Genomic DNA, 19,576 nt, shown 5'->3' on the forward strand with positions numbered 1-19,576 from the left:
GCCACCACCTGCTCCGCCACCGCCGCCACCGCCATGACCACCACCATCCTTGGCAAAGGCAGAAGCCACGATGGACAGTTCAGCAGGCAATAACGGCGCCGCCGCAAACATCATTACGCACGACATGACGACAACGAGGTTTTTCTTTTTTAAACGCATGATGGCATCCACAAGGGTTGATTTTACTGCCCTCTAGGACTCGCGCAGTGACATCCAGTTCAACCACAAGCGACAAGCGGAGACAGCAACACCTCACATATAAAGTGGGTGAGAATGCATTGCTTTTACATCCCTTGAAAGGGTCAAGCAAGTTGTCGCGACGTATGCCTGACATCACGTTATGATGCCCACCGGAAAGCATCCTGACCGCATGAAAGCGGGGATACGAAATATTAATACGCTAGAAACATCGCTCAAGGAGTGGGCATTAAATGAATCAAGAAGTCGGGTCACTCACAGGCAAGATTAACTTAACCAATAACGCAGCAACTGCAGATATTTTACAACCCGAATCCGTTGTCGCTTTCGCCTCTTCGATCGCTCTGGATGAAAGCGCCCCGCTGTCCATTCGCCAAAGAGCAAAGGCGGCATTAATCCACGATGTTACTCCAGCCAAAAATCAGGCAGCCATTCTTGAGAAAATCCAGGAAAAGCTAAACCTGACATCTATCAAAACAAATGAAGCCACAGAAAAAGCAAATTCAATTCTCCTGCAAATGGTTACAAAAGATGATCTCAAAAAAGCTCAGCACTCCATCTTTTACTACTCACTAACAGCATACGCTGCCACCATCGCATCTATTGCGTATCTGCTGGCCTGACAACCGAAGCCGAAACACAACATCCCTGACTGCCCCTTTCTGTGGGCAGTTATTTTTGCTATTTGCCTTCAGGGTTTCCTTGGGCTACGGCATGCTCGAGGAACGAATCAAAACCGGCAAGGATCGGTTTGTGCTACTGAACGAACGCGCACCCCACGCGCTCGAGCTTGCCCGCCAGAACACCCACCGACGCGCCAAGGGGATTGGCAAGGTCGAGACTAAGCTCTGCGTGTTCCGGCCTTCCAGGAAGAGCGAAGACATCAAGCAGACGTCGGATCTGTACAAACGATGGGGCCCTGCGCTGGAAAGGCTGAAGGTTCGTTATCGGCCGCCGTACAACTGCCGTCATACTTATGCGACAATATGCGTAATGTCTGGCATGAATCCCGCCTTTATAGCCCAACAGCTTGGACACAGCGTCCAGATGCTGCTCTCGACCTATGCCCGCTGGCTCAATTCCAGTGGCGACCGGGGAGAGATGGAAAAGCTCCAAAATGCCCCAGGAATGGCCCAAGCGCCAGATGTGCGGCTCGCAACCCATTGATAGGTAAAGCAATTGATCTCCACAGCTAACATCACGATGCAGTTCGGCGCCAAGCCGCTATTCGAAAACGTTTCGGTCAAATTCGGCGCGGGTAACCGTTACGGCCTCATCGGCGCCAACGGTTGCGGCAAGTCGACCTTCATGAAAATCCTCGGCGGCGATCTCGATCCGTCCGGCGGTCAGGTCATGCTCGAGCCGAACGTGCGTCTGGGTAAGCTGCGCCAGGACCAGTTCGCCTACGAAGAATTCACCGTGATCGACACCGTGATCATGGGTCACGAAGAGCTGTGGAAGGTCAAGGCCGAGCGCGATCGCATCTACTCGCTGCCGGAAATGAGCGAAGAAGACGGCATGGCCGTGGCCGAACTGGAAACCGAATTCGCTGAAATGGACGGCTACACCGCCGAATCCCGTGCCGGCGAACTGTTGCTGGGCCTGGGGATCGGCATCGAGCAACACTTCGGCCCGATGAGCGAAGTGTCGCCGGGCTGGAAACTGCGCGTGTTGCTGGCGCAGGCACTGTTTTCCGATCCGGAAGTGCTGTTGCTCGACGAACCGACCAACCACCTGGACATCAACACCATTCGCTGGCTGGAAAACGTTCTGACCCAGCGTAACAGCCTGATGATCATCATCTCCCACGACCGTCACTTCCTGAACAGCGTGTGCACTCACATGGCTGACCTGGATTACGGTGAGCTGCGCCTGTTCCCGGGCAACTACGACGAATACATGACCGTGGCGACCCAGTCCCGCGAGCAGTTGCTGTCGGACAACGCCAAGAAGAAAGCGCAGATCTCGGAACTGCAATCGTTCGTCAGCCGCTTCTCGGCCAACGCCTCGAAAGCCAAGCAGGCCACTTCCCGCGCCAAGGCGATCGACAAGATCCAGCTGGCCGAAGTCAAGCCTTCGAGCCGGGTGAGCCCGTTCATCCGCTTCGACCAGAACAAGAAGCTGCACCGCCAGGCGGTCATCGTCGAGCACATGGCCAAAGGCTTCGACGGCAAGCCGCTGTTCAAGGACTTCAGCTTCCAGGTTGAAGCTGGCGAGCGCGTTGCGATCATCGGCCCGAACGGTATCGGCAAGACCACCCTGCTGCGCACCCTGGTCAACGAACTGACGCCGGATGCCGGTAGCATCAAGTGGACCGACGCCGCCGAACTGGGCTACTACGCTCAGGACCACGCTCACGACTTCGAAGACGACGTCACCCTGTTCGACTGGATGGGTCAGTGGACTCAGGGCGAGCAAATGATTCGCGGCACTTTGGGCCGGATGCTGTTCTCCAACGACGAGATCCTCAAGTCGGTGAAGGTGATCTCCGGTGGTGAGCAAGGTCGCATGCTGTTCGGCAAGCTGATCCTGCAAAAGCCGAACGTGCTGATCATGGACGAACCGACCAACCACCTGGACATGGAATCGATCGAGGCGCTGAACCTGGCGCTGGAAAACTACCCGGGCACGCTGATTTTCGTCAGCCACGACCGTGAGTTCGTATCGTCCCTGGCCACGCGCATCATCGAGCTGAGCCCGAACGGCGTGACCGACTTCAGCGGCACCTACGACGATTACCTGCGCAGCCAAGGCGTGGTGTTCTAAGTCGATTCGAGCTGTAAACGGAAAGCCCTGTCCTTGTGACGGGGCTTTTTTTTGCGCCGAGGAAAAATAGTTAGCCTGCTTCCTTTTATTTCAGCGCCAAGCCATGATGCGGACTCTCCCACCGCCGCCCGCGAACGAGTCCTCATGTCTGCGCAGCAACAGCCACCGCAAAGCTCCATGGCGATCACCCTGCAGATCGTCTCCATCGTTTTCTATACCTTTATTGCCTTCCTCTGCATCGGTCTGCCGATTGCGGTGTTGCCCGGCTATGTACATGAGCAATTGGGTTTCAGCGCTATCGTTGCGGGGCTGGTGATTGGCTCGCAGTACCTGGCCACCCTGCTCAGCCGGCCGATGGCCGGGCGCATGTCGGATACCGTCGGGACCAAACGGGCGATCGTTTATGGCTTGTCGGGGATTGTGCTCAGCGGCTTGCTGACGCTGATTTCCACACTGCTGCAGGACTTCCCGCTCGCGAGCCTGATCATTTTGATCGCCGGGCGTTTGCTGCTCGGCATTGCGCAGGGCTTGATCGGTGTCGGCACCATCAGTTGGTGCATGGGCCAAGTGGGCGCGGAACACACCGCCCGCTCCATCGGCTGGAACGGCATTGCTTCTTACGGCGCCATTGCGATCGGCGCACCGCTGGGCGTGCTGATGGTGGCCGATTACGGTTTTACCAGCCTGGGGATCGCATTATCGGTACTGGCGGCCGGTGCCCTGCTGTTGATCCGCAACAAACCTTCGGTGCCGGTGGTGCGTGGCGAGCGTTTGCCATTCTGGGCGGTGTTCGGGCGGATAGCGCCATTTGGTGCCAGCTTGAGCCTGGCCTCGATCGGTTACGGCACCCTGACCACCTTCATCACCCTTTATTACCTCAATCGCGGCTGGACCGGTGCGGCGTACTGCCTGACGGTGTTCGGCGTGTGCTTCATCCTGTCGCGGCTGCTGTTCATTTCCGCCATCGCTCGATTTGGCGGCTTTGCGTCCGCCATCGCCTGCATGGGCATCGAGACCGTCGGCCTGTTGCTGCTGTGGCTCGCACCGTCGACCGGGTATGCACTGATTGGCGCTGGCCTGGCCGGGTTTGGTCTGTCACTGGTGTATCCGGCGCTGGGGGTTGAAGCGATCAAGCAAGTGCCGAACTCCAGCCGCGGGGCCGGGCTGAGTGCCTACGCGGTGTTTTTCGATCTGGCGCTGGCGATTGCCGGGCCGTTGATGGGCGCGGTGGCGTTGAATCTGGGGTATTCGTGGATTTTCCTGATCGCAGCGCTGCTGTCCGTGACCGGACTGGCGTTGACGTTGTGGCTCAAGCGTCGGGCGATGGCCTGAGCCTTTACTGATCCGCCGTCTGCATCCCGGCCCGATCCGGTTTGCCCAGCGCATGGGAGAAGAACCGCCCGGCCTCGGAAATCAGGTTGCGGTGAATGTCTTCGCGATCCACGCCATCGGCATCAGTGCAAAGGGCCGGCATCGCACGAATCTGCTCTTCATTGCACGGCGCCATGAACACGAAGTGCCCTGCCCCGGCCAGTAACTTGAAGTCCGGCGCAGTCGGCAGTTTGCGCGCCAGGGCGGCAGCGTTCTTGTCGAAGGCCACCAGTTTGTCGCCGTCGCCGCTGTACAGCAGCACCGGCACATGCACGTCGGCCAGGGTGTGACGACCAAACTTGAGGCTCAGCGGCGCCATCAGCAGCAACGCATGCACGCGCGGATCGGCCACCGGCTGCAAGTCATCGCGATCAACGATCAGCTCGCCCTGGGTGTTGCAGGCGTCGCGGTCGTCCGGACGTTCCTGGCAGTAACGGCGCAGGCGATCCAGGTCAGGCTGCGCGCCGGAAAGAATCAACGCGGTCTCGCCCCCCGCCGAATAACCGATCACGCCGACCTGATCGGCGTTCACGAACGGTGCAAGCATACGGTCACCGAGGGTGGCGGTAATGGCTTCGGAAATCTGGATCGGGCGCCCATAGAGGTTGCTCAAGGTACCGAGGCGGCTGTGATCCTTGGAGTTGTCGCCGGGATGAATCACCGCGACCACCACAAAGCCCTTGCGGGCCAGCGATGTGGCGAGGTCGTGCAGCGCCAGTGGCGTGCCGGTGTTGCCGTGGGACAGCATCAGCATCGGAAAGCGGCCGAGGGCGACCTTGGTGTCTTCGCCGGCTTCGACCGAGTAACCCTCGAGCAGGCTCATGTGTTCGCGGTCGGTGGAGGGGTAGAACGCGATGGCGCGCATCGGTTGCAGGTCGAGCGGGTCGAGGAACGTCATCTCGTGATAACCGACGCTCCAGCGCGGGTGCTGGCCGGGGGCTGCGTGCACTGAATTCAGGCTGCCGAGCAGGCAAATCAGTAACGTTGCACAAAGACGCATCATGGGATGCCCCACCCTGTTGTTACTCAATCGAAAGATCCGTTGTGTTACGACGCCCGAAACTCCGAGGTTCGGTGATCCGGCGCGGCGTTGCACTCAGACGTTGATCATCAGACTGCATAACCCGGGCCAGATTATGTAACAGTCGGAAACAAAAAACTCCGCATCTGGCCCTTGCAGAGCCAGAATACAGAGTTTTTTGGGTATTGCCTGAACGAGAGCTGTTCTTTACGAAAGCCTTACGCAGCGGCGAACAGTTGCTCGCTGATACGGGTGTGAGCCGCGCTCATGGCGTTGTTGCGAACTTCTTCGCCGTAGGCCAGGCCTTCGGCACGGACGATTTCGATGTCGGTGATGCCGAGGAAGCCGAACACCAGTTTCAGGTAGTCTTCGTGAGCAACGCCCGAAGCCTGACCGGCGTGAATGCCGCCCGAGGTGGAGACGATCACGACTTTCTTGCCACCGCACAGGCCTTCAGGGCCGGCTTCGGTGTAGCGGAAGGTCTGGCCGGCGACGGCGATGCGGTCGATCCAGGCCTTGAGCTGGGTTGGAACGGTGAAGTTGTACATCGGCGCGGCAACGACGATGGCGTCAGCGGCGATGAATTCGGCCAGGGTGGTGGCGCTCAGCTCGGCTTCGTGCTGTTGTGCGGCGTTGCGCAGTTCAGCGGTGGTGCCGGCGGCGACCAGAGTGGTCGACGAAAAGTGGCTGATGGCGTCTGCAGCCAGGTCGCGATAGGTCACGACAGCAGCTGGCTCAGCGGCTTGCCAGGCTTTGACGACTTCGGTGCTCAGCTGACGGGAAGCGGAGTTGTCGCCCAGAATGCTCGAATCGATGTGCAGCAGTTTCATTTGGAATCTCCTGGAAAGAATCGCCGGTGGCGACGGAATGGAGACAATCCTACCTACGAAACCAATAGCTGATTAGACGGCAACAATGCGATAGTTTGTCCCACTGATAGAACAGTCGGATTTCCCCATGCAAGACCTCAACGATCTCTACTATTTTGCCAAAGTGGTCGAGGCCGGCGGATTTGCCGCTGCCGGCCGTTTGCTGGGCATTCCCAAGTCGCGACTCTCGCGGCGGATCGCCGAACTGGAAGAACGCCTCGGCGCGCGCTTGCTGCAACGCACCACCCGCCAACTGAAGCTGACTGCGGTTGGCGAGCGCTATTTGCGTCATTGTCAGGCGATGCTGCTGGAAGCGGAAATGGCTGATGAGACGGTGGCCAGTATGTCCAGCGAGCCCCGTGGACGTCTGCGGGTTTCGAGCCCGACGGGGCTTGCCCATGAAATGCTGCCGATGGTGATCAGCAACTTCCTGGGCAAGTACCCGCAGGTGCAACTGGAAGTCACCCTGATCAATCGCCGGGTCGATCTGATCACCGAAGGCATCGACGTGGCCCTGCGCGTGCGCGAGCACGGCACCGAAGAGCCGATGCTGGTCACCCGCCGTTTGCGCCAGGCGCAAATGGTGGTCGTGGCGAGTCCTTCTTTTATAGAGGGTCTGGAAATCAATCACCCGCAGGATCTGAAAAACCTGCCGGTGCTGGGCGCACTGGAAGCCGATCGCATGGTGCATGTGCGCCTGCTCGATCAGCACGGCAAAAGTTGCGATCTGGCGCTGGAGGCCCGGCTGGGGATCGACGACTTTATCGTGCGCAAGGCCTGCGTGCTGGCCGGCCAGGGTTTCACCCTGCTGCCGATGATGTATTGCGAAGCGGAACTGAACAACGGCACGCTGGTGCAGTTGCTGCCGGAATGGTCATTGCCCGGCGGCTGGTTGCAAGCGGTGTATCCGCACCGGCGAGGAGTGATGCCGGCGGTGCGTGCCTGGATCGATCATCTGGTTGAGTCGTTTAATGCCTGTGGAGAGCGATTGTTATGAAACAAGGAAAGTTGAGCGAAGCGGACGTCGCGGATTTTTGCCTGGCATTGCCCGGCGCTCAAGAAGACTACAAATGGGGCGGCGTGCGGGTGTTTTCGATTGCCGGCAACAAGATGTTCGCCCTGCAGGGGCTGCGCGGTGAGTCGCTGGCGTTCAAGGTCGACAAGGATCTGTTTCTCGGTCATTGCGACCGGCCGGGCATTCACCCGGCGCCGTATCTGGCACGGGCGCAGTGGATCATCATGCACCCGCCCTACCCTTTGGGCGCCGAGGAACTGCGAGGGTTGCTGCAACGTTCTCACCAGTTGGTGGTGAGCAAGCTGCCGAAGAAAACCCAGGTGGGTTTGCTGCTGTAGCCCTAACCCAGCGCCAACAGGTTCGAGCCGAGGAACAACTGATCGATCCAGAACACCTGGTGCAGCGCGACGATCACCCAGAACAGAATCTGAAACGACACCTTGCGCGTCTTGTGCCGGAATACTTGCTGGGCGATCAACGCACCCGGCCAGCCGCCCGCCAGTTCCACGGCGTGCAGGACGTTCTCCGGGGTGCGCCAGGCCTCGGCGCGAGCTTTGCGCTTGTCGGCCCAGTACAGGAAGAACGCCAGCACGCTGACAATTCCGTAGGCCGTCAGCGGTACCAGTGAGATTCCGCGCAGCCACATCGACAGCGAACCGAACAGCGGCAACGCACAGACGATCAGCAACACCATCAGCTTCAACTTCAGATGCTGGATGCTGCCACCGGAAGGACCGCGATCCGGCCGGCGTGCGCGGGAGTCATTCATGCCTTGGCCGCCGCCCAGTCCACCCAGCCGAATTGCCAGGTCGCCAGAATCAACAGGCCGAAAACAATCCGGTACCAGGCGAAGGCCGCGTAGCTGTGGCTGGCGATGAACTTCAGCAAGCCGCGAACAGCGATCATGGCGAAAACGAACGCCGTGACAAAACCGATGGCAAACACCGGGAAGTCCGCCGGCACGAAAAGATGGCGGTACTTGTAGCCCGAGTACACGGCCGCACCGACCATGGTCGGCATCGCCAGGAAGAACGAGAACTCGGTGGCGGTCTTGCGTGACAGGCCGAACAACAGGCCGCCGATGATGGTCGAGCCGGAGCGCGAGGTGCCCGGGATCATCGCCAGGCATTGGGCAAAGCCGACCTTCAGTGCATCTTTCCAGGTGATCTCGTCCACGGTTTCGGCGTGCACTTCATGCTGCCGACGCTCGGCCCACAACATGATGATGCCGCCCACCACCAGCGCCGTCGCCACGGTGACCGGGTTGAACAGGTACTTGTGAATCAGATCGGCAAAGATCACGCCCAGCACCACGGCGGGCAGGAAGGCGATCAGCAGGTTGGCGGTAAAGCGTCGCGCACTCGGCTGAGTCGGCAAACCGATGACCACGTCGAGAATCTTGCGGCGAAACTCCCAGACCACCGCGAGAATCGCGCCGAGCTGGATGATGATGTTGAACGCCATGGCGCGTTCGCCACCGAAGTTCAGCAGGTCGGCGACAATGATCTGGTGTCCGGTACTGGAAATGGGCAAAAACTCCGTCAGCCCTTCTACAACTCCAAGAATCAGTGCCTGCAAGGCGGTCCAAAGATCCATCAATCCCCCAAAGAGCGATGCTCAGCGGCATGCCCCGATAGTATTTTTTTACGTTCACTGCGTTCAGCGTAGCTGTTTGTTGCTGTACCGATTCCGCGCGCAAAGGATCCACACGAAACAGTCAAAATTCCGTGAAATGGCAACTTGGGTTCAGGTTTTCACGCGCGGGGCCGAAATCCTATCAGACAAGCCGTAATAGCGCTGCCGCGTTCTACGACTTGGGTCGCGTATGCCCGGCCATGGAAACGTGGTTGGATGCTGGCGGTGATTTATTACAAGAAAAAGAAATCGGAGTGACAGCGTTATGAACAGCTTGCGCAGTGTGTCGATCAGCCGACGCTTGTGGCTCATCTTGATTGTGGCGGTGGTCATGCTGCTGACCTTGGGCCTGTTGATGCTCAAGCAGATCCACGATGACCTGTATCACGCCAAGGCCCAGAAAACCCAACACGTGGTGCAGACCGCCAGCGGTTTGCTGACCTATTACCAGGGACTGGAAGCGGCCGGAACCCTGACCCGCGACGCCGCCCAGAAGCAGGCACTGACCGCGATTCGCGGCCTGCGTTATGACCAGAACGATTACTTCTGGATCAACGACCTCACGCCCGTGATGGTCATGCACCCGACCAATCCCAAACTTGAAGGCCAGAACCTCTCGGCGATCCGCGATCCGGACGGTTTTGCGGTGTTCAACGAAATGGTTGCCATCGCCAAATCCAAGGGCGCCGGCATGGTCGACTACCGTTGGCCGAAACCCGGTGCCAGTGAACCGGTGGCCAAGACCTCCTACGTGAAACTGTTCGAGCCATGGGGCTGGGTACTGGGTTCCGGCGTGTACGTCGACGATGTACAGGCCGAGTTTCAGGGCCAGGTCATCAAGGCTTCCGTCGTCGGCCTGGTGATCGCACTGATCATGGGCGTGCTGGTGATCCTGATTGCCCGCAGCATCGTCCGCCCGTTGCAGGAAACCGTGAACGCCATGGCCAACATCGCCAGCGGCGAAAGCGACCTGACCCGCAGCCTCGACACCCACGGTCAGGACGAAGTCACGCAGTTGGCGCATCACTTCAATGCCTTCACCGCCAAGCTGCGCCGGGTGATCGGCGATTTGCAGGTGTCGGCCAGTGCGCTGGGCCAGTCCTCCACTGAACTGGGCAATGACGCAAGTCAGGCCCAGCAGCGCAGCCAGCAACAGTCGCAGCAGATGGAACTGGTGGCGACCGCCATCAACGAAGTCACTTACGGCGTGCAGGATGTGGCGAAGAACGCCGAGCATGCCGCCAACGAAATGCGTGATGCCGAGGCGCAGGCGCAACAGGGCCAGATCAACATCGACGGCAGCCTGCAACAAATCGACAAGCTGTCCGGCACCATCGATCAGGCGGTCGAAGTCATTCGTACTTTGGCGACCGAAAGCACGCAGATCGGCAGCGTTCTGGAGGTAATCCGCTCGATTGCCGAACAGACCAACCTGCTGGCGCTCAATGCCGCCATCGAAGCCGCCCGTGCCGGCGAACAGGGGCGTGGTTTTGCGGTGGTGGCCGATGAGGTCCGCCTGCTGGCGCAACGCACGCAGAAATCCACGGCGGAAATCCAGTCGATGATCGAGCGTCTGCAAAACCATTCCGAAGCCGCCGTGAAAGTGATCGGTGACAGCAGCAAGGCCTCGCAACTGACCATCGAGCAGGCCGGACTGGCCGGTGCGAGCCTGAATGCCATCGGCCAGGCGCTGCGCAACCTCAACGGCCTGAACGCGTCGATCGCCAGTGCGACCCTGCAACAGGCGCACGTGGTCGAGGACATCAACCAGAACGTCACCCAGGCCGCCGGCCTGTCCCACAGCACCGCAATGGCCGCTGAGCAGTCGAGTGCCGCCAGTGTGCGGCTGGGCCAGTTGAGCGAGCAGTTGAACGGATTGCTGCGCCAGTTCCGCGTCTGACGTTGTTGCCCTGTGGGAGGCTCACTCCCACAGGTTTTTGGGTACAATCCGCCCCCTCTTTTACTCCCTCCAAGGATCTTGCATGTCCGGGCTCGAACTGTTTGCCGCCGCCCTCGGTGTGATCGCCGTCTGGCTGACGGTCAAACAGAATCCCTGGTGCTGGCCGATCGGGCTGGTCATGGTGTTGCTCTACAGCTGGGTCTTCTTCGAGGTGAAGCTGTATTCGGACATGTTGCTGCAGGTGGTTTACGCCGCCCTGCAAGTCTACGGCTGGTGGCAATGGACCCGGGCCGGGACGATGCATGACGGCCGTCAGGTCAGCCGGCTCGACACGCCTTCAATCCTCAAAGGGCTGGCCATCGGCAGCGTCGGCAGTCTGCTGCTGGGCGCCGCCATGGCGCACTGGACCGATGCCGCGCAACCCTGGCTCGACGCCGCACTGACTGGTTTCAGCCTCGTCGCGCAATTCTGGATGGCCCACAAGCGCCTGCAATGCTGGGCATTGTGGTTCGTGCTGGATGTGATCTTCGTCGGCCTGTTCCTTTATAAGGCGCTTTACCTCACCGCTGCGTTGTACGCCTTGTTCACCCTGATCGCGGTGCTGGGCTGGCGGGAATGGCGCGCCGATCCGGCGTTGCGCACATGAAAGTCGTCGTCCTCACCGGGCCGGAGTCCAGCGGCAAGAGCTGGCTGGCGGCCGGTCTTCAGCAACAGTTCGGCGGCCTGCAGGTGGACGAGTACGTGCGCTGGTTCATCGAGCAGAATCCACGGGACACCTGCCTCGCCGATATCCCCGAGATCGCTCGCGGCCAGTTGCTATGGGAAGACGACGCACGAGCGCAACAACCGCCGCTGCTGATCCTCGACACGCACCTGCTGAGCAATATGCTGTGGAGCCAGACATTGTTCGGCGAGTGCCCGGCCTGGTTGGAAACAGAGCTTTTGGCCCGCCATTACGACCTGCACCTGTTGCTCTCCCCGGAGCAGATCGACTGGACTGACGATGGCCAACGCTGCCAGCCGCAACTGAGTGAACGACTGGCGTTCTACAACGCCACAAAGGCCTGGCTGGAGCAGCATCGCCAACCGGTCCGGATCATTCAGGGCGACTGGGCCGCACGGCAGATTCAAGCTTTCGACGCCGTGCGAAACCTGCTGCAAGGCTGACCCCGTTTCCCGGGTCGGTTTCCCCTGCTTTGGGGTCAAAGTGTCCGATCCTGAAACACTCCCTTGGGTGCAAAGTGCCCGTCTCAACGGCCTTCATCGCTTTGTCACCCGACTTGTTACGCCTGTGAAACACATGCTCGCAAACCCTTGTTCCAGAGCTTTGCAACGACTATAGCCACCCGCACCGACAGAGGGTTGTTTCAATCGTGAAACAGCTTTTGTATCAAGGCTGCACGCCATCCATCCAACCCATTGAGATCCTTGAATATTTAAAAAGCGGCACAGCTTTCGCTCTCTCCTTCACAACGCTGACCAGGCCCAGCCCACTGAAGAAGGAATTGCCGCCGTGGGAAATTTCAATAAAGCCTTCACTTGCCTTCTGCTGATCGGATCAGCTGCCAGCACTTTCCTCAGTTTCAACGTTCAGGCCGAAGGCAATGGCGTGATCGTGCTCAATCGCGACGTCCAGCCCATCCCCATCGGACGCAGCGCTCCCGGCAAAGACCCTTACCCGACCACCGTGAATGCCAACCCTTCGGGTCGTATCGACCAGGCAATGACCAGCACCGAACTCAGTGACGGTGAATTTGCCAGTGTAGCCAGTGGCGCATCCATTCGCGGAAACATGGCCGTAGGGTCAAGCCTGCCCGGCACCAACGTCTTGACCAATCCAAACGGTCTGCCCGGCATGGGAGCCGGTCATGGCGGCGGTAGCGGTGGCACGATTTCCAACACCATCAACCGCTCCCTCAGCACCGGTCTGGCTCCGCTGACCCGCATGGCCGGAGGCCAATAAGATGAATCGTTCCCTGCTCCTGCTTGCTCTGCTTGGCTGCACCAGCGTCATGGCCGATCCGAGCGCCGTGGACAGCGCCAACATTCAGAACTCCGGCGTGCAGTACAACGGCAACTTCAACGTCAACCAGGCCGCCGGCGACCAACAGCAACAGACCAACGTCAAGTCGATTGCCATCGGCACGTCGGCCAGCGCCACCACCACCATTCACCAGAAACTCGATACCCCCGCCGACCGCTCGATCAACGCGAGCTCCACCATCGGCGGTACCTCATTCAGTAACGGCAACGGTGCACTGGGCGTGAACCAGGGTTCCGGGGCCAACAACCAGATGGCCAACGCCATGCGCATCAGCATCAGCGCTGCGCCGCAGAGCGTTGACGATAGCGCCCTTTCCCAACAGAACGTGGCGTTGTTACCGAGCTCAGGAGCAACTGGTACCTCACCCGGCAGTCGCCAGGTCACGACAAGTGATCAGGCCTTCACCGGCAGCCGAGGGGTAATCCAGGTGAACCAGAGTGCCGGGGTGGGGAACCGAATGGCTAACACCCTGAGCATCCGGGTCGCTGACTGACCCAAACAAGAAGCAGTGCAATTAGAAAGTACCAACACTTAACCAACTAATAAGCACGACGGAGAAACACCATGAAACCTACAATGGCCCTCAAACCACTGGTTTTCGCTCTCGCAGCAGTGATGGCAATCGCAGCACAGGCAGGCGGTCGTGATGATAACAATCACGGTCATGGTAACGGGCACGGCAATGGGCATGGTCATGACCATGATCCAAAAGGCCCAACCCTGGAAGAACTGCTGCAAATCGGCGCAGGCGCCGGTGCCGCAGTGCTTGATGTGCAAAACAACAGCGGTAACACCGTGTTGAACCAGGGCACCCAAAACAACGCTGGCGTGAGTAATGCCGTCAATGGCGCCAACGGCAACATCGGGGTGAACAACGCCGCTGGCGATGGCAACCAACAAGACAACGCCGCTGCTCTGGCAACCGCTGACGAAAGCTTCATCTTCGGCTCCGCCGTATCCGCCTCCAGCGCGACTCAAGTCAACACCAACAACGGTGTCGCCAACTACTCCAGCACTGCCAACGCCAGCCTGAACAACGTCGGCAACAGCGGCTCGGGTAACATTGGCGTGAACAACGCTGCCGGCAACTTCAACCAACAGAAAAACAACCTGGCAATCGCTGTGTCCGGTGGTCGTGTAGCGCAAGCCGCTGCTGCCGCCAACCAAAGCACCACCGGTCTTCAAGTGGCCAACAACGGCACCCAGACCTACAAAAAAGATACGCTCACTGGCACATTTACCGCAGGCGGCGTATTCGTGGCCGCAGGCACCGCAACCACCAAAGACGATGATCATGGTCATGGTCACGGCGGTTATGGCAACGACGACAGAGGCCACGGCGGCAACGGCGGCGGCAAAGATCAGAAATCTGACTTCGTTGCTGTGGGTGTCTTCGGTCTGGCTGGCGTAACCACTCAACAAGTGATGACCCCAGACGGCTGGAAAAACCCTGTCACCAACAATGCCAGCATGACCAACGTTGGCAATGGCTGGTCGGGTAACGGTGGCTTCAACAACGCTGCTGGCGTTGGCAACCAACAAAGCAACTCGCTGTCCATCGCTGCAGGTTGCAAAGCCTGCATGTAATCGCGATCGAAACGAAAGCCCCGGAAACGGGGCTTTTCCTCAGTCCGCAAAGGCGTATCGATCATGCGTAAGACTGCCCTCCTCGCCCTGCTTTGCCTCTCTGGTCTGACCCAGGCTGCCCAGATGCCCGTGGCTGCCCTGCCCGGTGGCGTACTGGTCTACAAAAACGTGCAAAGCATTCGTGAGCGCAAGTTTTCCGACATCGTCGAACAAAAAACCGATTTCAGCTGCGGCGCCGCCGCACTGGCTACGGTACTGCGCCAGGCTTATTGGCTCGACGTCGATGAAGAGCACATCATCAAAGGCATGCTGGTCAACGCTGACCAGGACCTTGTCCGTACTCAAGGTTTTTCCATGCTGGACATGAAGCGCTACATAGAAAGCATCGGCATGCGCGCCAGGGGCTACAAGATTCCACCGGAAAAACTCGACGCGGTCACTATCCCGGTGGTGGTACTGATGGAAATTCGCGGCTACAAGCATTTCGTCGTGCTGCAGCGAGCGGACAAGGATTGGGTTTACATCGGAGACCCGGTTCTCGGCCATAAACGCTACAAACATGATGACTTTGTCAAAGGTTGGAACGGCATTGTCTTTGCCATCGTCGGCCCCGGATACGACAAGACCAATGCATTACGCAGTCCTCCGGCACCGCTGACCGCCAAGAACAAGCTGGATAACTTCAACCCCGTCAAAGATGCTGAATTGATGGACTTCGGGTTCATACAGAGCGACTTCTTTTAATCGCCGATTATAAAGAATGGGGCTGGATGTCCCGGGAGCAGCAGATGAAAACCTCATACTGGCTGGCCGCTGCCTGCCTGGCAGCGAGTGCTTCAGGCTATGCCAATGCAGGATTCAAACCCATCGAAATCCAGGATTCGGAGCTGTCACAGCTTCGCGGTCGTTATGTCATGCCGGGGCGGATCATCAGCTTCGGCATCGTCATGAGCAGTACCTGGCGCAACGCCAGCGGAGATCTGATCGGGGCCTCAACCGCGATGCAACTACAGGCAGCAACCGTAAAACCCGAATTCTATGTCTCGACCATCAAGGAAACCGGTAACGGCAGCACCCTGCAAACGGGTACCGGCTCAGTCATTGGTGGCGCAGGACTCAACAGTTCCCAAGGCGTGACACAAAGCGTTCGCGCCGCCGGCGACGGCAACTCGGCCTACAACAACGTTGCGATCAACGTTTCGGAAGCCAACCAGGCACCGGCGCTGATACCGGCTCAAGGGCAAGCCTTGATGGCCGGACAAACGATTTCCGGCAGTAATGCCGCCGGCAGCGTCGCCGTTTCGGCCACCGGTGGTGGCGTACAAATGGCCATCCAGGCCGCAGGCAATCAGGGCACAGCCCTGCAACAGGTAGCCCAGGGCGGGCTGCTGCAAAACACCCGTTTGCTCGGTAATGCAAACGTCGTCAACAACCTGACGCAACTCAATGTTGTCCTTAGTAATAACGGCATGAGCGCCGGCGCGCTTGACTGCAATTTGAGTCAACTCAGAGCACTACGCAATATCGGATATTGAACTACGCTGAGTCTCGATCATTGGGCTTAAAGGGACGGCTTATTCATGTATCGATCAGTATCACTGCGTGCCGCTGTATGTTTGAGTACTCTTCTACCCGCGGCGATGCTGCAAGCAGCACCCGATGCGGATGTGGAGACCCTGAAACAGGAACTTCTGGAGCTGAAGCAACGATACGAAGTACAACAAAAAGCCCTGGCGGTACTCGAGCAACGGGTCCGCCAGGTCGAAGATCAACCGGCTTCCCCACCACCCAAACGTCTGGCCAAATCGCCAGCAGACATGAAAGGCAATCCGAAAGTGGCCACCGGTACCGGGGCCGCAGCAGCGTCGGGGGGCGCCGCCGGGGGCAGTGGCGCTTCTTACGGCCAGTCGCTTGCCGACGATTCGCAACCTGCACAGAGTGTGTCCAACCTGTACGACGAGGCCAGCGGCTTCTTTGGCGGCGGCAAGTTCAGCTTTGAAACCGGCATAACCTATTCGCGTTATGACACTCGCCAGCTGATTCTCAACGGCTTCCTGGCACTGGACTCGATCTTTCTGGGCAACATCAACCTCGACCGGATCAAGGCCGATACCTGGACCCTCGACCTGACGGGCCGCTACAACTTCGATAACCGCTGGCAGTTCGACGTGAACGTGCCGGTCGTGTATCGCGATTCGACTTATCAGTCGGGCGGCGGCAATCAGGGCGCAGCCAACGTCACCACGGAACAGGATGTTTCGCGGGATCCGACCATTGGCGACGTCAACTTCGGCATCGCCTACAAGTTCCTGGACGAGTCGGCCAACACCCCGGACGCGGTGGTCACCCTGCGGGTGAAAGCCCCGACCGGCAAGGACCCGTTCGGTATCAAGCTGCGTCAGACCGACGCCAACACCAACCTGTTCGTGCCTGACACCCTGCCGACCGGCAACGGCGTCTGGTCGATCACTCCGGGTGTTTCGCTGGTCAAGACGTTTGACCCGGCCGTGTTGTTCGGCAGCTTGTCCTACACCCACAACCTGGAGGAATCGTTTGACGACATCAGTTCCACGGTCAACCAGAAAACCCCGGGCAAGGTCCGTATCGGCGACAGCTTCCAGATCGGCGCAGGCATAGCCTTCGCACTGAACGAAAAAATGAGTATGTCGTTCTCGGTCTCTGACCTTGTACAACGCAAGAGCAAGTTGAAACAGGATGGCGCGGACTGGGAATCGGTGGTGTCCAGTGACGCCAACGCCGGTTACTTCAACGTCGGCATGACCATTGCGGCCACCGACAACCTGACCATCGTACCTAACCTGTCCATCGGCATGACCGACGATGCCCCGGACTTTTCCTTCAGCCTGAAATTCCCGTACTACTTCTAAACCGCGACACTATGAAAAGGCCCCCTGCGACTTGCATCGCAGCGGGCCTTTTCAGCTTCTTGCCGGAAGAAGCACCGCGCCCTAGCGGATCTGGTGTTTATGCAGCAAGCGGTAGAACGTCGGCCGTGAAACCCCCAGCACTTTGGCGGCCACGCTGAGGTTGTCGCTGTGCCGGTTCAACACATCGCACAACGCCTGGCGTTCGGCCCGGGTCTTGTAGTCTTCGAGGGTGCCCATCGGTGTGGCAATCGACTGTTGGCTGATCAGCCCCAGGTCACGGGCCTCGATCTGCCGCCCTTCGGCCAGCACCAAGCCCCGGCGTACACGGTTGGCCAGCTCACGGACATTGCCCGGCCAGTCGTGTTTACCCATGGCGATCAACGCGTCTTCGCTGAAACTGCGCGGACGACGGCCGGTTTCATGGCTGTAGAAATGGGAAAAGTGGTTGGCCAGCATCGACAGGTCGCCATGGCGCTCACGTAATGGCGCGGTCACGACTTGCAGCACATTCAGCCGGTAGTACAAGTCCTCACGGAAGCGCTTCTTCTCGATCGCGGCTTCCAGGTCGACGTGGGTGGCCGCCAATACCCGGACATCCACCGGGATCGGCTGGCTACCGCCGACTCGCTCGATGTGTTTTTCCTGGAGGAAGCGCAGCAGATTGGCTTGCAGTTCCAGTGGCAGATCACCGATTTCGTCCAGAAACAGGGTGCCGCCGTTGGCGGCCTCGATGCGCCCGACCTTGCGCTGATGGGCGCCGGTGAACGCGCCTTTTTCGTGGCCGAACAGCTCGGACTGGATCAGATGCTCGGGAATCGCCCCGCAGTTGATGGCCACGAACGGTTTGCTGTGCCGTTGCGATTGCCGATGCAAGGTGCGGGCGACCAGTTCCTTACCGGTGCCGCTTTCGCCACGTATCAGCACCGGCGACTCGGTAGGAGCGAGTTTGCTCAGCAGTTTGCGCAGCTCGCGAATCGGTTTGCTGTCCCCCAGCAACTCGTGTTCCGGCTGATCAACGTGAATCGTGCCCTGGCCACGCAGGCGTGCCATGCCGAACGCCCGGCCGAGGGTGACCTGCACCCGCGACACGTCGAACGGCAAGGTATGAAAGTCGAAAAACCATTCGCAGACAAAATCCCCGACATTCTGCAGGCGCAGCACTTCCTGATTCAGTACGGCGATCCATTCGGTGCCGCTGCGGCTGATCAGTTCCTTGACCGCCTCGGGACGTTCCAGGTGAAAAGGTTGCAATCGCAACAGGCCGACATCGCAACTGCGGTCAGCGGCATTTTCCAGGCTGCAACTGTCTACGTCCCAGCCGACAGCGCGTAAACCGGGCAGTAATCGGTGACAGTCGTCACAAGGGTCGACGACCAATAAACGTCGTAATGCAGGCGCTTCGCTCATGACTGTTCCTTGGCGCCAAATTATAGGAAATGATTGTAAAAACAGTCATTTGGCAGACCTGGCTGTAACATTAGCAAGAATTTGACGGCGCCTTGTATCGATTGCTTATAGATGTACAAGGGAAGCAGTTATAAGAAGCTGCTTTATTAGTTAGCTATCGACTTGAATCTTTCACCAGGCTTTCAAAAACTGTCGGATGACTGATTGTATGTAAGAAAGTCGAAATTTCTTCAAATTCGGTGTGACCCGCCAGCGGGTTGCGTGCATCAGTACAAGTAACTCGCCGAACGGTAAGCCCAACCGACGGCACATCACTTGATTGGGCACTATAGAGAGAAGACCCCATGACCGCCCCGCTCCGTATCAACGAAGCTCTTTTGATTGCCAACCACGCATTTAAACCTTTCCAATGCGTGGCCTGGGCCCCACAAGACGGCAATGGCGAACTGAGCCTGACCGTTATCGACCGCACCAACTCGCAGATTGGTCGCACCCGCATTCCAAGCAGTGCCTATTCCGATCCAGCTCAACTTGAATACCTGTTGCAACAGGCTCGCGCTGAACTGAGCGACGAGGGTTACGCACTGCAATCCTGGTCGATGCCGCACTGATTCGAGGGCGATGCGGATGGTTTTCGAGCCATCCGCCCTTTTCTGTTAGTTGCCGAATCTTTTTAAACTTCAGCCTGCTTGTACAACTTCCCCAAATACTTTCGCACCTGAATGCTTGGCAGGCTTGCGACTGGTTCCAAAAGACACTGTTCTGGCACAGTACGACCCTCCACCTGTTAGTTCTGTCAGTTGTACTTGTGCGTCTACAGGGATTGAATGTTTCGCTCATGCAGTTGCCAACCCGGCTCCCGGGTATCGGTCAAC

General features: G+C 58.7%; 20 protein-coding genes and 1 pseudogene. 16 read left to right on the plus strand and 5 right to left on the minus strand.

All coding sequences use genetic code 11. The features are described from left to right. Positions 1-431: 431 nt before the first annotated feature. The 4 genes and pseudogenes from AC3WRD_RS22865 to AC3WRD_RS22880 all read left to right on the plus strand — a co-directional run bounded on the left by AC3WRD_RS22865 (position 432) and on the right by AC3WRD_RS22880 (position 4,296). The gene (locus AC3WRD_RS22865; protein ID WP_102621326.1) at positions 432-821 is read left to right on the plus strand and encodes a hypothetical protein; all 390 of its coding nucleotides are present in this window, start codon (positions 432-434) and stop codon (positions 819-821) included. Positions 822-900: 79 nt separating this feature from the next. Next, positions 901-1,365, plus strand: a pseudogene (locus tag AC3WRD_RS22870) (tyrosine-type recombinase/integrase); the annotation flags it as partial. Between the two features lie 12 nt (positions 1,366-1,377). Then, the gene (locus AC3WRD_RS22875; protein WP_096820333.1) at positions 1,378-2,964 is read left to right on the plus strand and encodes an ABC-F family ATPase; all 1,587 of its coding nucleotides are present in this window, start codon (positions 1,378-1,380) and stop codon (positions 2,962-2,964) included. 144 nt (positions 2,965-3,108) lie between these two features. Further along, the gene (locus AC3WRD_RS22880) at positions 3,109-4,296 is read left to right on the plus strand and encodes an MFS transporter (RefSeq protein WP_102621328.1); all 1,188 of its coding nucleotides are present in this window, start codon (positions 3,109-3,111) and stop codon (positions 4,294-4,296) included. A gap of 4 nt (positions 4,297-4,300) precedes the next feature. Here AC3WRD_RS22880 and AC3WRD_RS22885 read toward each other — a convergent pair whose 3' ends face one another. Together AC3WRD_RS22885 and AC3WRD_RS22890 are read right to left on the minus strand one after the other, a co-directional pair. Beyond that, on the minus strand, positions 4,301-5,338 hold the full coding sequence (locus AC3WRD_RS22885) for an alpha/beta hydrolase family protein (protein WP_102621329.1): 1,038 nt from the start codon (positions 5,336-5,338) through the stop codon (positions 4,301-4,303). A 236-nt stretch (positions 5,339-5,574) separates the two neighbouring features. Then, positions 5,575-6,186: an FMN-dependent NADH-azoreductase gene (locus AC3WRD_RS22890; RefSeq protein ID WP_096820330.1), complete on the minus strand. Its 612-nt coding sequence runs from the start codon at positions 6,184-6,186 to the stop codon at positions 5,575-5,577. 127 nt (positions 6,187-6,313) lie between these two features. On the opposite strand from AC3WRD_RS22890, the gene AC3WRD_RS22895 reads away from it, so the two are divergent. Together AC3WRD_RS22895 and AC3WRD_RS22900 are read left to right on the plus strand one after the other, a co-directional pair. Then, positions 6,314-7,222 (plus strand): LysR substrate-binding domain-containing protein, encoded by a 909-nt coding sequence (locus AC3WRD_RS22895; protein WP_096820329.1) that lies wholly within the window; start codon positions 6,314-6,316, stop codon positions 7,220-7,222. Then, the gene (locus tag AC3WRD_RS22900) at positions 7,219-7,578 is read left to right on the plus strand and encodes an MmcQ/YjbR family DNA-binding protein (RefSeq protein ID WP_096820328.1); all 360 of its coding nucleotides are present in this window, start codon (positions 7,219-7,221) and stop codon (positions 7,576-7,578) included. The genes AC3WRD_RS22895 and AC3WRD_RS22900 overlap by 4 nt, the downstream gene beginning before the upstream one ends. A 2-nt stretch (positions 7,579-7,580) precedes the next feature. On the opposite strand, the gene AC3WRD_RS22905 is transcribed toward AC3WRD_RS22900, so the two are convergent. After that, positions 7,581-8,009 carry a DUF1294 domain-containing protein gene (locus AC3WRD_RS22905; protein ID WP_102621330.1) on the minus strand — a complete coding sequence of 143 codons (429 nt, stop codon included), beginning with the start codon at positions 8,007-8,009 and terminating at the stop codon, positions 7,581-7,583. Then, on the minus strand, positions 8,006-8,836 hold the full coding sequence (locus AC3WRD_RS22910; protein WP_102621331.1) for an undecaprenyl-diphosphate phosphatase: 831 nt from the start codon (positions 8,834-8,836) through the stop codon (positions 8,006-8,008). The genes AC3WRD_RS22905 and AC3WRD_RS22910 overlap by 4 nt, the downstream gene beginning before the upstream one ends. 304 nt (positions 8,837-9,140) lie before the next feature. On the opposite strand from AC3WRD_RS22910, the gene AC3WRD_RS22915 reads away from it, so the two are divergent. From AC3WRD_RS22915 to fapF, 9 genes are all read left to right on the plus strand, one after another. Further along, the gene (locus tag AC3WRD_RS22915) at positions 9,141-10,775 is read left to right on the plus strand and encodes a methyl-accepting chemotaxis protein (protein WP_096820325.1); all 1,635 of its coding nucleotides are present in this window, start codon (positions 9,141-9,143) and stop codon (positions 10,773-10,775) included. Between the two features lie 82 nt (positions 10,776-10,857). Beyond that, positions 10,858-11,421, plus strand: coding sequence for a nicotinamide riboside transporter PnuC (gene pnuC / locus AC3WRD_RS22920; RefSeq protein ID WP_102621332.1), 564 nt, complete (start codon positions 10,858-10,860; stop codon positions 11,419-11,421). Further along, positions 11,418-11,942 (plus strand): AAA family ATPase, encoded by a 525-nt coding sequence (locus AC3WRD_RS22925; protein WP_102621333.1) that lies wholly within the window; start codon positions 11,418-11,420, stop codon positions 11,940-11,942. The genes pnuC and AC3WRD_RS22925 overlap by 4 nt, the downstream gene beginning before the upstream one ends. A gap of 346 nt (positions 11,943-12,288) precedes the next feature. Further along, positions 12,289-12,738, plus strand: a complete 450-nt coding sequence (fapA, locus tag AC3WRD_RS22930) for a functional amyloid chaperone FapA (protein ID WP_096820322.1) — start codon at positions 12,289-12,291, stop codon at positions 12,736-12,738. A gap of 1 nt (position 12,739) precedes the next feature. Then, on the plus strand, positions 12,740-13,312 hold the full coding sequence (fapB, locus tag AC3WRD_RS22935) for a fibril amyloid subunit FapB (protein WP_096820321.1): 573 nt from the start codon (positions 12,740-12,742) through the stop codon (positions 13,310-13,312). Between the two features lie 71 nt (positions 13,313-13,383). Further along, complete coding sequence (gene fapC, locus AC3WRD_RS22940; protein ID WP_102621334.1) at positions 13,384-14,406, plus strand: amyloid-like fimbrin subunit FapC; 1,023 nt, start codon at positions 13,384-13,386, stop codon at positions 14,404-14,406. 63 nt (positions 14,407-14,469) lie between these two features. Beyond that, entirely contained in the window at positions 14,470-15,150 is a 681-nt protein-coding gene (gene fapD / locus AC3WRD_RS22945; protein ID WP_096820319.1) for a fibril amyloid maturation endopeptidase FapD, read from the plus strand. Between the two features lie 44 nt (positions 15,151-15,194). Next, positions 15,195-15,941: a fibril amyloid subunit FapE gene (gene fapE, locus AC3WRD_RS22950; protein WP_096820318.1), complete on the plus strand. Its 747-nt coding sequence runs from the start codon at positions 15,195-15,197 to the stop codon at positions 15,939-15,941. 45 nt (positions 15,942-15,986) lie between these two features. Continuing rightward, positions 15,987-17,294 carry a fibril amyloid transporter FapF gene (fapF, locus tag AC3WRD_RS22955; RefSeq protein WP_096820317.1) on the plus strand — a complete coding sequence of 436 codons (1,308 nt, stop codon included), beginning with the start codon at positions 15,987-15,989 and terminating at the stop codon, positions 17,292-17,294. 81 nt (positions 17,295-17,375) lie between these two features. On the opposite strand, the gene AC3WRD_RS22960 is transcribed toward fapF, so the two are convergent. Further along, positions 17,376-18,701: a sigma-54 dependent transcriptional regulator gene (locus tag AC3WRD_RS22960; RefSeq protein ID WP_096820316.1), complete on the minus strand. Its 1,326-nt coding sequence runs from the start codon at positions 18,699-18,701 to the stop codon at positions 17,376-17,378. Between the two features lie 344 nt (positions 18,702-19,045). Here AC3WRD_RS22960 and AC3WRD_RS22965 point away from each other — a divergent pair, with 344 nt between their 5' ends. Beyond that, positions 19,046-19,312 (plus strand): hypothetical protein, encoded by a 267-nt coding sequence (locus AC3WRD_RS22965; protein WP_096820315.1) that lies wholly within the window; start codon positions 19,046-19,048, stop codon positions 19,310-19,312. Positions 19,313-19,576: the final 264 nt, after the last annotated feature.

Source organism: Pseudomonas sp. FW215-R2, from assembly GCF_058789255.1.